The organism is Paenibacillus nitricinens, assembly GCF_052056485.1.
Taxonomy (GTDB): domain Bacteria; phylum Bacillota; class Bacilli; order Paenibacillales; family Paenibacillaceae; genus Paenibacillus_AQ; species Paenibacillus_AQ nitricinens.
On sequence record NZ_CP183948.1, the window covers coordinates 6,243,642 to 6,258,081 of the forward strand.

Sequence of the window (14,440 nt, forward strand, 5' to 3'; positions counted from 1 at the left end):
ACTAGCTAAGTGCGGGAAGTGCAAGATTACCGCAACTGCTATAACGTTGCAGGGCGCTGTCCCTGCGGGATACGCGTAAGTGCTAAGAGCATTGCGGAGCACTCTCCCTACGTAATACACGTAAGTGCTAAGCTGTCCCTGCGGGATGCGCTAACTACATACAGCACTGTCCCTACGGGATGCGTGTCCATCTATTTATTCAAAAAGAACGGCCTGGACAGCACCGTTCATTTACATATTTTAAATATCGGTGATGCATTTAAGGTTTATTACTCGGCCCGAAGCTCCAACAATGCGTCACGCAGCTCTGCCGCGCGCTCAAATTGCAAGTTCTTCGCTGCGTCCTTCATCTCGGCTTCCAGACGCTGGATCAGGCTTTGTTTCTCTTTCTTATTCATCTTGCCACCAACACCCGTGAGGTAATCCGCTTTAGTCTCAGCAACCTTCGTTGCCTCGATGATGTCACGCACCTTTTTATTAATGGTGGTTGGGGTAATGCCGTGTTTCTCATTATGGGCGATCTGGATGGCGCGGCGACGCGATGTTTCGCTCATCGCTTTCTCCATCGAATCCGTGATCCGATCACCGTACATAATGACTCGACCCTTGGAATTACGGGCCGCACGACCAATCGTCTGAATTAGCGAGCGTTCGGAACGAAGGAAGCCCTCTTTATCGGCATCAAGTATAGCGACCAGCGATACTTCCGGTAGATCGAGGCCTTCTCTTAGTAGGTTAATCCCTACTAGAACATGGAATGTACCCAGACGAAGATCACGTAAGATCGCCATCCGTTCCAGCGTTTTGATATCAGAGTGCATATAACGAACCTTAATTCCAATTTCCTTAAAGTAATCCGTCAGATCCTCCGACATCTTCTTCGTCAATGTTGTGACGAGTACACGTTCGTCTCGTTCCACCCGATCACGAATTTCACTAATCAAGTCATCGATTTGTCCCTCTGTCGGACGAACCTCAATGATCGGATCTAAAAGACCTGTAGGCCGGATAATCTGCTGCACCATGGTGTCACAGTGCTCCATTTCATAAGGTCCAGGTGTCGCAGAAACATATACGATCTGCTTCACCTTTTCTTCGAATTCCTCAAACTGAAGTGGACGGTTATCGAGCGCAGACGGCAAACGGAAACCATGCTCTACCAGTACCGTCTTACGCGCCCGGTCACCGTTATACATCGCCCGAATCTGCGGAAGTGTAACATGGGACTCATCAATAATGATCAGCATATCATCCGGAAAATAATCCATTAATGTATATGGGGTTGCCCCTGGTTCACGGAAGGTGAGTGGTCCGGAATAGTTCTCAATCCCTGAGCAGAAGCCCACTTCCTTCATCATTTCAATATCATAACGTGTCCGCTGTTCCAGACGTTGAGCTTCAAGAAGCTTTCCTGCGTCACGAAGAACCGTTAAACGGTCTTCCAGCTCTTTTTCAATGTTGACCAGTGCTACACGCATTGTTTCTTCTTTGGTAACAAAGTGAGACGCCGGAAAAATAGCGACATGATCGCGTTCCCCGATCAGTTCACCCGTCAGCACATCAATCTCAGTGATTCGCTCAATTTCATCACCGAACAATTCGACTCGAATGGCATGTTCACCCTGAGAGGCTGGGAAAATCTCGACCACATCACCACGTACACGAAAGGTACCACGTACAAAGTTGATATCATTACGCTGGTACTGGATGTCCACTAGCCTGCTCAAAATCTCATTTCGAGGTTTCTCCATCCCAACCCGCAATGACAAAAGCAAGCTTCCGTATTCCATCGGCGAACCAAGGCCGTAAATACAAGACACACTCGCCACAATAATAACGTCACGCCGTTCGAACAAGGAGCTCGTCGCGGAGTGGCGCAATTTATCAATCTCTTCATTAATACTGGAGTCTTTCTCGATATAAGTATCGGAGGAGGGAATATACGCCTCTGGTTGGTAATAGTCGTAGTAGCTGACGAAATAGTCTACCGAATTATGCGGAAAAAACTCCTTAAACTCACTCGCCAGTTGGGCAGCCAAAGTCTTGTTGTGCGCAATAACTAATGTCGGGCGGTTTAATTTGGAAATAACTTGTGCAACGGTAAACGTCTTCCCCGTACCCGTCGCGCCCAGCAGCGTCTGGTGCTTCTTGCCCTGCCGGATACCTTGTAGTAATTCCTCTATGGCATGAGGCTGATCGCCCTGGGGTGTATACTCGGACTCCAATTCAAAAGTCTTCGTACTGACGACTATATCACTCATTTGCCCGTCTCCCCTCTATCGTCTAAACTAGATTAATATATTATAATTGTTGTCTGAATGTTCTCTCTCCATACGATAGCAAGCTAAGCGCCTTTGGCGTCTCTAAAAGACGTTAAGCGTTTGTGCGAGAATTATAAGGTTTAAGTATAACGTGAAACTTATACTTTCTTATAATTAAAAATATGGAAGATAAGAATATGTGTTCCCGTTCATTATACAGTGTTGACTAGATCGATGCAAACCATAATACATAGAAATGTTAGGAGCTTGAAGCATGGATATTACCTCAATAATTGGCCTATTGGCTGGACTGGCTGCGTTAATTGGCGGCTATCTCTGGGAAGGCGGAAGCCTCTCAGGACTGCTGCAGCTTAATGCAGCTTTGATTGTGTTCGGGGGTACATTTGCCGCCGTTATGATCAGCTTCCCGGCATCTAAGCTGCGCTCCATTCCAACAGCACTACGCATGGCTTTCGGCAGCAACCCTGATCGTGATATGGAAAAAGCTGAAGAACTCATTGCAATGGCAACCGTGGCCCGTCGCGGCGGCGTTTTAATGTTAGAAAAACAAGCTGAAGAACATCCGGATTCTTTTACACGTGAAGGTCTGCTTCTTATTGTCGACGGCACTGATCCTGAGCAGGTAAGACAGATTTTGGAACTGGAAATGGACGCTAAAGAATTGAAGCATGAGAACTATGCTAAGATTTTTGAAGCTGCTGGTGGATATGCACCAACGATGGGAATTATCGGGACGGTGATGGGTCTCATCCGTGTACTTGGCAACCTTACAGATCCGTCAAATCTGGGCACATCTATCGCAGTAGCGTTCACTGCAACGTTGTACGGTGTAGCCATCGCTAATCTAATATTTTTACCCATTGCCTCCAAAATCAAATCCCGCAGTCAAAGTGAGCTACATAGCATGGAAATGCTGCTAGTAGGTATTCTTTCTCTACAGAATGGGGATCATCCACTGCTGGTACGTAAAAAACTGAACTCATTCATCTCAGACTCGGACACGAATGACCGTGCGGAAACTAGAGGCCTTTTATGAGACAAAGAGACCGGCGCAAGCGGCGTGTAGAGACTCGGGAAAGCCGTGACCGTTGGATGATTACTTATGCAGATCTAATTACACTTTTACTTATTTTTTTCGTTATATTGTATGCGATGAGCAGCCTGGATACTGACAAATATAACATCGTGACAGGCTCGTTATCCGAGACCTTCAAGTCTGGAACCACTGTCCTTGAGGGTGGGAACGGTATTTTAGATGCTGGGAAATCAACTGAGAACAAACCGGAAAGTACAGACGGAAATGAGGATGCAGCTGCAACTGCAAGACCGAATGACGGATCTGGTGAACAAGCGGAGAATGAAACACCTTCGGCACGTGAGCTCGCTTTTCGAGAACAAGAGACTAAACTTGCTGAATTAATGGGTGTGATCACCCACTATGTGGAGGAAAATAATCTCGGAGAACAAATTTTTGTTGCTGACAAACCGCAGGGGATAGAAATCACACTCAGTGATCGTTTTCTATTCGATATAGGTAAGGCAGACCTGAAATCACCAGCCTTCCCTGCTCTTCAGCAGTTATCTGGTTTATTCAAAGACATCGGCGCAAAGATTAGCATTGAAGGACATACCGATAATACGCCCGTATCCTCGGCTTCTCAATTTAACGACAACTGGGAGCTGTCTGGTGCTCGTGCGCTATCTGTACTGCGCTTTTTTCTAGACCATGAAGGACTGAAGCCGGATACTTTTCAATACGCAGGTTATGCTGACACCCAGCCCACCGCAGATAATACCACGATAGCAGGTAAGCAGAAGAACCGCCGTGTAGAGATCATTGTGCTGCGGCAGCTTCAAGAGGGTGAATAAAATATTGATTGTACTCAGAGCTAGATATAGTAGTTAGTGCGGGTGCGAATCTGCTATCAACATACTAAAATGACTTGCCACTATTAATTACGGAAATACTCCCTGATTAATCCCCTATTTAGTCAAAAATAGCGGTTTCACCGGAATTTTCAGGGAGAAATTGCCTAAAACTCTTTGTGTCACGCTATATTCGTCTAAAATAAGGGAGGTTTCCCCTAATTCCACAACTAGCAGATTCGCTTTTAAATAAAATCAAATAATTCCGAGCCGTCCCAGGGTATGACGCAAAAATCCCTACCCACCTCTAAATAAAAACACCAAACAGCAAGTCCCCAAAAACAGAAACTTGCTGCTACAAATATCACTCGTGATAAAATTAATATACTGTGAAAAATCCCAATTACTCTCCTACCAATGCACGATATCCGGCTGCATCCAGCAGACCTTTTACAGCATCAGCATACTCTCCGTCCACTTCAATTTCAAAAATCCAACCCTCGCCATACGGCTTATCGTTGATCAGCTCCGGACTAGCCTCTAAACCGTCATTAATCTTGGTAACCGTCCCCGAGACGGGTGAATATAATTCCGATACAGTCTTAACAGATTCGATACTGCCTACGCTGTCACCGGCTGAAATGGCCGAGCCCACTTCTGGAAATTCCACAAACACGATATCGCCTAACAAATGCTGAGCATGATCCGTAATCCCAATACGTACTACGCGTCCTTCCACTTGCTGTGCCCACTCATGCTCTTCGCTGTAAAGAAGGTGATCTAAAACTTCACTCATTTCAAGCCGCCTCATTTCCAAATTGGAATTCTAAATTTAGTTATAGCCTAAGTGATCCCAGAGCAGAATGTCAATATTACTAACAGTAAAATAAATTTGTCGTTTTTTTGACTTTTTCTTGTTGACAGCGCCCTCCTATACCCGTTTAATGGAGACATACAAGAAGAAACGACGTTGTCGTCTTTTTTATAGACGATAACCGTTTCTCGGAGAAATATAAAACAAATACAGTTGCGGATGATGGCATAGGGAGAGACTGTCTCACTTGAAGACGGCGCCGAAGGAGTAAGCCCTAACAGGGGTGAATCTCTCAGGCAAAAGGACCTTTGTCGGACGTACCTCTGGAGAGCATCAGACGCGGGGCTGAGTGCGTCAGGTCACCAACGGGGAAACTTGCAGGTTCGTTACGGCAGGGTAACTCTCAGGTACAAAGGACAGAGCAGAAAGCGATTAGTGCATTTATGCATGATTGCTTCTGCCTGTCCTTTTTTTCGTATGTAATCAGACTAGGGGAGTGACGATATGGATGCTTTGAAAAGAACACCTTTTTACGATCTCTATTCCGCTTACACGGAGTCCAGGTGCATTGATTTTGGCGGCTGGGAGCTGCCAGTACAGTTTACAGGTATCGTGAAGGAGCATGAAGCTGTTCGCCAGCAGGCTGGACTGTTCGATGTATCGCATATGGGTGAATTCATGGTGATCGGGAGCGGTGCTGAAGCCTTTTTACAGAAAATGACGACCAACGATGTCAGCCGCCTGACCGATGGTGCGGCACAATATACGCTGCTCTGTTATCCAAACGGCGGTGTGGTCGACGATTTGCTCGTGTACCGAATAAGTGAAGGCCGTTATATGCTTGTCGTAAATGCCTCCAACATCGATAAGGACTTCCAGTGGCTGCAAGAGCATCTGACCTCTGAATTCGGTGAAGTCACACTCACTAATGTCTCTGACGAGACGCTTTTGCTTGCCTTGCAAGGCCCGTTGGCAGAGACCATACTCGCGAAAGTTACTGATGCTCCGATCTCAGAACTCAAGCCTTTCCACTTCATCGAACGCGCAACCGTCTGCGGTGTAGAAGTACTGATCTCCCGTACGGGTTACACCGGCGAAGATGGCTTCGAGATCTACGCTCCGCTGGATGGGGCAGCAACGTTATGGAACGGCCTACTCGCAGCTGGCACTCCTCACGGATTAACACCTGCTGGACTGGGCGCCCGTGATACGCTGCGTTTTGAAGCAAAATTGCCGCTGTACGGTCAGGAGCTGTCAGCTGACATCACCCCTCTTGAAGCTGGAGTACAGTTCTTTGTGAAGCTGGACAAAGCGGACTTTATCGGTCGCGATGCGCTATTGCAGCAAAAAGAAGCCGGTCTACCCCGACGTCTGGTCGGCTTAGAAATGATTGACCGGGGCATTCCGCGCTCCCATTACCCAGTCTATGCGAACGGCGTTAAAATCGGAGAGGTCACAACCGGAACCCAATCACCAACGCTGAAACGCAATCTGGGATTAGCTTTGCTTGATACAGCTTACAGTGAAATAGGCACAGAGGTATTCGTAGAGATACGCGGCAAGCAGCTTAAGGCTGTCGTGATTAAAGCCCCTTTTTACAAGTATAAACGCCTTTAGCGTCCATATTGGGACGGTTAGCTTTTAAGCGAGAAATAGAAGGATAAAGTATAGCGTGAAAATTGTACTTTCTTATATTTTAAAAAAGCCAAGGAGTGAAACCTTAATGAAGCACCGTTATCTGCCCATGACAGCACAGGACCGCGTAGAGATGATGGAAACCGTCGGGATTCAGTCCATAGATGAGCTGTTCTCCGATATTCCTGAAGCCGTCCGTTATCAAGGCACTATGCCGATGTCTGAACCACTCGATGAGTACGCCCTGCTACGTCACATGAAAGGTCTCGCTGACCGAAATGCTGATTTCGATTCGCACGCCAGCTTCCTCGGCGCCGGATTATACGACCATCACATCCCTGTGGTGATCAACCATGTCATTTCCCGTTCTGAATTCTACACTGCTTACACCCCTTATCAACCGGAGATCAGCCAAGGCGAACTGCAGGCGATCTTCGAATTCCAATCCTACATTTGCGAACTAACCGGTATGAAAGTAGCCAATGCCAGCATGTATGATGGCGCAACCGCATTATCCGAAGCAGCAGTCCTCGCAGCTGGTGCTACCAAACGCAAAAAATTAATTGTTTCCCGCACCGTTCATCCTGAAGCGCGCCAAGTGTTACGCACATCGGCTAATGCTTGGGGGCTTGAGGTCGTGGAGATTGACTATAAAAACGGCGTTACCGATCAGGTGAAGCTTGCTGAAGCCATTGATGGTGATACAGCTGCAGTACTGATGCAATCGCCTAACTTTTTTGGCAGCATCGAAGATCTTAGCTCTGTTGAGCCGCTGATCCATGCTGTTAAAGGGTTGTTCGTCGTCAGTGCAAATCCGATCGCTCTTGGCGTACTAGAAACACCAGGCAAGCTCGGAGCCGACATCGTAGTCGGTGACGCTCAGCCACTTGGTATTCCAGCTTCCCTCGGCGGTCCAACCTGTGGATTCTTCGCGGTAGCTGAGCACTTGATGCGTAAGATGCCGGGCCGTATCGTAGGCCAAACGGTTGACCGTAACAGAAAACGCGGTTTCGTTCTGACGCTGCAAGCACGGGAGCAGCATATCCGCCGAGAAAAAGCTACCTCGAACATCTGCTCCAATCAGGCGCTGCTGGCTCTCTGCGCATCGGTTTACTTGTCCGTTATGGGCAAAGAAGGTATGCGTGAAGTAGGCGAGCTAAACATTCGTAAAAGCCATTATGCCGCTGATAAACTTAGCCAACTAACAGGTGCTGAATATGCCTTCTCTTCCCCCTTCTTTAACGAGTTTGTCTTGAAGCTTCCTGAGGGAAGCAGCGTTAGCGCAATTAATTCGAAGCTGCTGAAGGAAGGTTATCTCGGCGGTTATGATCTGGGCCGTGATTATCCTGAGCTTGCTGGACATATGCTGGTAGCCGTTACGGAAAAGAGAAGCAAAAACGAAATTGACCAATTTGCTAGCGCACTGGAGGGCTGTTTATGAAACCGGAGCAAAGTCTAATTTTTGAATTAAGCCGTCCCGGCCGTTCGGCCTATTCTTTGCCACTGTGCGATGTGCCGCAGGAAGAAAGCTTAGAATCTCTGATTCCATCAGGTTTACTCCGTAGCGAACCCGTCGTGCTTCCAGAAGTATCGGAAGTGGATGTCATTCGCCACTACACTTCCTTGTCACGCCGCAACTTTGGGGTAGATAACGGCTTCTATCCACTCGGTTCATGTACGATGAAATACAATCCGAAGATTAACGAAGATGTTGCCCGCATCGTAGGCCTAGCTAAGATCCACCCTTACCAGCCAGAAGAAAGCATTCAAGGCGCACTGGAATTAATGTATACCCTGCAAAATGACTTGTCTGCACTAACCGGCATGGATGCTGTATCTTTACAACCTGCCGCAGGTGCTCATGGGGAATGGACCGGTCTCATGATGATCCGCGCCTACCATGAAAGCCGCGGCGAGACCCGCACGAAGGTTATCGTGCCGGATTCCTCACACGGCACCAATCCTGCTAGTGCTTCAGCCGCAGGGCTTGAAACGATCACGATCCCATCCACAGATAAAGGGATGGTTGATCTTGAAGCGCTGCGGGCAGCAGTCGGCAGCGATACTGCCGCGCTAATGCTGACTAACCCAAGCACACTCGGCTTGTTCGAGACCCAAATCGTCGAGATTGCTGAGATCGTGCATGAAGCAGGCGGCTTGCTCTATTACGATGGAGCGAACTCCAATGCTATTATGGGCATTACCCGCCCCGGTGATATGGGCTTTGACGTTGTGCATTTGAACTTGCATAAGACAATGAGTACCCCGCACGGCGGCGGTGGCCCTGGAGCCGGACCTGTTGGCGTAAAATCCATCCTGATTCCGTTCCTACCACAACCAACTGTGGTGAAAAACGAAGATAACAGCTTCTCACTCGACTTCGGCGGACCTGAATCCATTGGACGCGTGAAAGCTTTTTACGGCAACTTTGGTATTCTCGTTCGTGCCTACGCCTATATCCGTACCTATGGCCCAGATGGACTGCGTGAGGTATCCGAAAATGCCGTGCTGAATGCGAACTATATGATGCACCGTCTGGCGCCGTATTTTGAAATTCCGTATCCGGGCGTATGTAAGCATGAATTCGTAATGTCCGGCAAAAACCTCAAGCAGTATGGTGTGCGCACCTTAGACGTTGCTAAACGATTACTCGACTTCGGCTACCATCCGCCAACCGTGTACTTCCCTCTGACTGTTGAGGAATGCATGATGATCGAGCCTACGGAAACCGAAAGTAAAGAAACGCTCGACGGCTTCATCGATACAATGATCCAGATCGTGAAAGAAGCGCAGGAGACACCGGAGATCGTAATCAACGCACCGCATACCACAGAGATTAGCCGTTTGGATGAGACACAAGCCGCGCGTAAGCCGGTATTGAATTGTTCTTGCGGTTAATAGATAGTGAGCAATATTAAAAAAGCAGGCCACGATAATCGGTTTATCGTCGGCCTGCTTTTTAGTATGCGAATAAAAATCAACACTATGATCTACTCGGCCTGCACCTTCGCAAAAATCTGGAGTTATGATATTCTAATTTGGAGGTAGCGTTTTCCCCTTAGAAAGGAATGTATTCCTTGTGAAATTTGAATTTGTCCATAATGTATTCCACAGAAAATATTTATTGTCCCTTCCCTATTTGCTCCTCGCATTATTTATGTTATCCGCCTTGTCTTCATCCCATAGAATATTCTCTATCATCCCTTTCATATTAATTATGCTAAATGCGTTGTATATCGTTGTAAAAATCATAATTCATAAAATCAAAACTTAGATCTCTCGCACTGTTCAAATACGCAAGTAAATTCTCATTTTCTAAATAATAAGACCCTTCCCAGCATCATTTAAAATGACTGAGAAGGGCCTATTTCAGTTGTTTATCACTATAACTTTTTGAAATTAAGCACCATGCGTCGGAATTTCTACTTTCACCGCGCCCTTGCGCTCCTTAGCCGATTTACGGAAGTAGAACAGCTCGTAAATCGCTGGAACCACAACCAGCGTAAGCAGCGTTGCCGCGGTCAAGCCACCGATGACCACAATCGCCAAGCTTTGCGAGACGATGCTGCCCATCTCGGCATGGCCGAACAGCAGTGGAGTCATGGCGCAAATGGTAGCAATTGCCGTCATCAGAATCGGACGCATCCGTGTTCCTGCCGCTTCCAGAATGGCTTCGCGAACACCCATATGCATTTCATTCTGCTTAATACGGTCAATGAGCACAATGGCATTGGTCACGACGATACCGATTAACATCAACGCCCCGAATAAAGCGGTGAAGTCAGGCGTTACGCCGGATACGATCAGCCCAACAATCGCCCCAATCGCAGCCAATGGCAAGGAGAACATGATTGCCAGCGGAGCACGAAGGGTTTTGAAGGTGAGGACCATGATCAGATACACCAACCCGATGGAGATCAGCGCTGTCATACCAAGGTCAGCGAAATCCTCTGACTGATCCACCGAGGCTCCGCCTGCAAATAGAGTCACACCCTTTGGAAGGGTAAGACTATCGGTTTGTTTTTTAATATCCGCTCCGATTTCAGACACCTTCTTCGGATCCACTTCCGCTGTGATTCTCGCATATGGCTTCCCATCTTTATGGAACAACAGTGCTGGTTCATTCCGAACCTCATAGGTTGCTAGTTGTGACAATGGCTTTGGACCTTCAGCAGTCATGAGCGTCATTGCCTTTAAATCTTGCTCTGTCTTTGGCTCAGCTATAGGATCTAACACTACTCCAGCAGGCGTACCGTCCAGTTCGATTTGCCCTATAGGGATCGGATTCAGCATAGCCGACAATTGCATGGTAATTTCTTGTGCATTCGTCTGTATTGGATCTACCTTAAATGTAAAGACAGGTTTGGTATCCTCCATATTGCTACTGACCTTCTGAATACCCTCCACAGTCTTCAGCTTATCCGTAACTTCTGCTGCAACAGCAGTAATATTAGTAAGATCATCACCCACGATATCAATATACTCGCTAGTGGAGCTTGAACCCATCATACTCATTTGATTGGCCACCAGGGTTGCTCCTGCATAGGAATCCTTCACATCACGGACATAATCGATGAAGCCTTGCGCATCTGCACCTTTTTTCATAACAACGGTATAGTCCACTAAGGTCTCTGAGCTGACACTCCCCCATTGTGCTGCGTCCGCACTATTCCCAGACTGCATGATCACTGTTTCTGCTTCTGGACGTTTCATCAGATCTTGCTCTAGCTGCTTTCCTTTTTCCAAAATCTCTTTAACAGGAACATCCTTCGGATAGTTCAACTGAACAGAGACATAGCTGGCATCTGAAGCATCAAGCGCACCTTTTGGCATCGTCACATAGGCTGCGATGGAGCCAATCAGAAGCAGAAGACCTAGGGATAAAGTGATCCATTTCCGGCGAAGATTCCAATCAAGGAATCGGGTAAACCATTTAGATGGCTCATGTTCTTTCATAGAAGTTCTTCTGAGCAGCCATGAGCTTAACAATGGAACCACCGTCAAGGCTACAACGAGTGAAGTAAGCAATGAATACGTTACAGTTAAGGCAAACGGAAGCAGGAAAGCCTGCAAACTACCACGCAGAAGACCCATCGGCAGAAATACCGCTACCGTTGCAATCGTAGATGAAGTAATTGCTCTAGCCACTTCCCCAGTTGCGCTTATGATCATTTCACGGGAGAAGGGTTCTTTTTGCAGCCTACGGTAAATGTTCTCAATGACTACGATACTATCATCCACCAAGCGACCGACCGCAACAGCCACACCACCGAGCGTAATAATATTCAGACTTATACCGGATATATCCAATAGATATAAAGTAACTGCTAAGGAAAGCGGGATAGAAACCGCCGTAATCAGAGTTGCCCGCAGGTTGCGCAGGAACAACAGAATCACGATCGTAGCGAACAACGCGCCAAGCAATACTTCACGCAGCATACTGTTCACCGAGGTAACCACCATATCTGATGTGCTGAATACCACCGCTGCTTCTGCATTTGGAATGGTTTTGTTAATATGTGCTACGGTATCTTGGATATGATCTCCGACACTCACTGCATTTGCGTTAGCTTCTTTGGTTACTATGGCGAAAAGAACATCTTTCCCATTCGAGCGGCTAACGCTTTCTTGATCCTGCTTCAACTCGACAGCAGCAATATCCTGCAGCTTAACGTCTGCGGAAACAGGGAGTTTTTTTAACGTATCGATACTATCTATTGAAGAAACCACGTTAACATTCCCCGTCTGCCCTCCAATCGTCTGCTCCCCAAGGGATGCCGATACATTACGTCCTTGAAGTAACCCTAACACTTGAGGCGTCGTAATACCTTTTTCAGCCATTAATTTCGGATCTAGCTTCACTCGCACTTGCGGAGTTACTTTGCCATATAAGGCGACGTTGGCTACACCTTCAGCTTGTTGCATCTCTGGAATGATCGTTTCTTCCGCAAGCTTAAGGTTTTCTTTAGTTAGCCCTTCATCAAACGAAAGCGTAACCTGCGACACGGGAATCATGGAAGTATTCAATTGAAGTACAAAAGGAGCCATCACCCCTTCAGGGAATTGCAACGAATCTACAACCTTTTGCACCTCCCCAGCAGCATCCTTCATATTCGTTTTCGAATCATAAAAAATATTCACCTGTGCGTATCCGTCTCCGGAAGTAGACAATATTTCTTTCTTTCCCTTTACAAAAGCAGCCCCAGCCTCAATCGGCTTCGTAACCTTTGTTTCCATCGCATGGGCATCCTGACCCGGACCGAGCACCGTTACAGTCACTTGCGGATTATCCGCCTCTGGCATAAATTCCATCGGCAGCGAAGTGTAGCTCAGCCCTCCCACTACTAGCGCCATTACCACTAAAAGCCCTACCGCCGCCTTGTTACCGAACGACCATTTGGTTAACCATTTCATACTCGTTTCCCCTTCCACCCCGTATATTTCTGGTACTCCTTTTATGACTGCCCCATTATGTATTATTTTCCATCCCGAGATTTAGTTTAGACATTTTTAGCCGAAGTCAAAACAGCCCTACGGCTGGTTTTATACTCCGTCTTGAGGCGGGGAACTTTCTCCTTCTGAAGTACAGGAAACTAGAGCACAAAAAAAAAGCGCCCCATAAGCCATGTAAATGACTTATAGGGCGCCCTTTTCTTTTGCTTTATTTCTCTCCAGCGCGCACTGGATCGCGGAACATATATTTTAAGAGTGGTGGTGTTACAAGTGTAGTTACAATGACAACAATAATTACCGAAGTGAAATACTGCTGCTGCAACAATCCGCTACTCAGACCTGTTGCCGCGATAATCAATGCAACCTCACCCCTAGAAATCATCCCTGAACCAATAATAAGCGAGGAATGGTTATTAAAACCTGTAAGACGCGCACCCAGACCGCCACCAAACAATTTGGTCAGAATGGCAATCACCGTCAACAAGAGGACAAATCCCAGTTGACTGCCAACTCCTTCAAAGGAAACATTAAGTCCGATACTGACAAAGAAGACCGGAACAAAAATCGAATAGGCAATAGGCTCCAGCTTAGATTCCACAGTGTGCTTAAAAGAGGTTTGAGAAATAGCAATCCCAGCTGCAAAAGCACCGATGATGCCTGCCATCCCCATAATTTCAGCAAAATACGCGAACGCAAAGCAAATCATTAGCGCAGCTGCAATAACAGCCTCTGTCACCTTTAGCGGAGCCATCCATTTCATCACCCGCGGCACAACAAACCAACCCACAACAAGCGCTACAGCGAAGAACAGCACTTTTTTCGTAATTAAAAGACCAATGGATACTGATTCTCCTGTGCCAAAAAAGCTCATTAATACAGCGAGCAAAATAACAACCAGAATATCATCCACTACAGCGGCTCCCAGAATGGTAGAACCTTCCCGTGTATTTAGCTTATTCATATCCTTCAGCACCTGTACTGAAATGCTGACCGATGTTGCACTAAGAATGACGCCCATAAACATAGCATTATGATAAGCAAATCCAAACATTTCTCCGATGGCGAATCCACCTAGAAAAGGTAAAATAATACCTCCGACGGCTACTGCGAAAGCTGACTTCCAGTTCTTGCGCAGTTGCTCCAAATCCGTCTCAAGCCCTGCTATAAACATTAACAATAGAACACCGATCTCCGAAAAATAATGAATAAACTCTCCATTTTGAATCCAACCCAGTACCGCAGGACCCAGTATAATACCGACAATTAGCTTACCCAGTACCGACGGTTGTCCCAGTCGTACAGATAAATCACCAGCTAGCTTGGTGAATAGTATAATCAGCATAAGATATAGAACAAACTCCATGTTTCATCCACTCCCTTGTTGTATATA

Annotated in this window: 9 protein-coding genes and 1 riboswitch; of the genes, 5 read left to right on the top strand and 4 right to left on the bottom strand. The window is 46.9% G+C overall.

Annotated features, from left to right (window positions below; all coding sequences use genetic code 11):
- Positions 1-269: 269 nt before the first annotated feature.
- On the bottom strand, positions 270-2,261 hold the full coding sequence (gene uvrB, locus ACN6KS_RS27910; RefSeq protein WP_440960910.1) for an excinuclease ABC subunit UvrB: 1,992 nt from the start codon (positions 2,259-2,261) through the stop codon (positions 270-272).
- A gap of 274 nt (positions 2,262-2,535) precedes the next feature.
- On the opposite strand from uvrB, the gene ACN6KS_RS27915 reads away from it, so the two are divergent.
- Both ACN6KS_RS27915 and ACN6KS_RS27920 read left to right on the top strand, forming a co-directional pair.
- Positions 2,536-3,318, top strand: coding sequence for a flagellar motor protein (locus tag ACN6KS_RS27915; RefSeq protein ID WP_280787229.1), 783 nt, complete (start codon positions 2,536-2,538; stop codon positions 3,316-3,318).
- Entirely contained in the window at positions 3,315-4,151 is an 837-nt protein-coding gene (locus tag ACN6KS_RS27920) for a flagellar motor protein MotB (protein WP_094870856.1), read from the top strand. The genes ACN6KS_RS27915 and ACN6KS_RS27920 overlap by 4 nt, the downstream gene beginning before the upstream one ends.
- Positions 4,152-4,551: 400 nt before the next feature.
- Here the strand turns inward: ACN6KS_RS27920 and gcvH are convergent, their stop codons facing one another.
- The gene (gcvH, locus tag ACN6KS_RS27925; protein WP_094870857.1) at positions 4,552-4,944 is read right to left on the bottom strand and encodes a glycine cleavage system protein GcvH; all 393 of its coding nucleotides are present in this window, start codon (positions 4,942-4,944) and stop codon (positions 4,552-4,554) included.
- 237 nt (positions 4,945-5,181) lie between these two features.
- Positions 5,182-5,280, top strand: a riboswitch (glycine riboswitch).
- A gap of 186 nt (positions 5,281-5,466) precedes the next feature.
- On the opposite strand from gcvH, the gene gcvT reads away from it, so the two are divergent.
- The 3 genes from gcvT (at position 5,467) to gcvPB (ending at position 9,495) form a co-directional block, all read left to right on the top strand.
- A complete protein-coding gene (gcvT, locus tag ACN6KS_RS27930) occupies positions 5,467-6,579 on the top strand; it encodes a glycine cleavage system aminomethyltransferase GcvT (RefSeq protein ID WP_440960911.1) in 1,113 nt (370 codons plus the stop codon).
- Between the two features lie 106 nt (positions 6,580-6,685).
- Positions 6,686-8,038: an aminomethyl-transferring glycine dehydrogenase subunit GcvPA gene (gcvPA, locus tag ACN6KS_RS27935; RefSeq protein ID WP_440960912.1), complete on the top strand. Its 1,353-nt coding sequence runs from the start codon at positions 6,686-6,688 to the stop codon at positions 8,036-8,038.
- Positions 8,035-9,495, top strand: coding sequence for an aminomethyl-transferring glycine dehydrogenase subunit GcvPB (gene gcvPB / locus ACN6KS_RS27940; RefSeq protein ID WP_440960913.1), 1,461 nt, complete (start codon positions 8,035-8,037; stop codon positions 9,493-9,495). Before gcvPA ends, gcvPB begins: the two co-directional genes overlap by 4 nt.
- 501 nt (positions 9,496-9,996) lie before the next feature.
- Here the strand turns inward: gcvPB and ACN6KS_RS27945 are convergent.
- Complete coding sequence (locus tag ACN6KS_RS27945; RefSeq protein WP_440960914.1) at positions 9,997-13,011, bottom strand: efflux RND transporter permease subunit; 3,015 nt, start codon at positions 13,009-13,011, stop codon at positions 9,997-9,999.
- A 247-nt stretch (positions 13,012-13,258) separates the two neighbouring features.
- Positions 13,259-14,413 carry a cation:proton antiporter gene (locus ACN6KS_RS27950; RefSeq protein WP_094870866.1) on the bottom strand — a complete coding sequence of 385 codons (1,155 nt, stop codon included), beginning with the start codon at positions 14,411-14,413 and terminating at the stop codon, positions 13,259-13,261.
- Between the last annotated feature and the right edge of the window lie 27 nt (positions 14,414-14,440).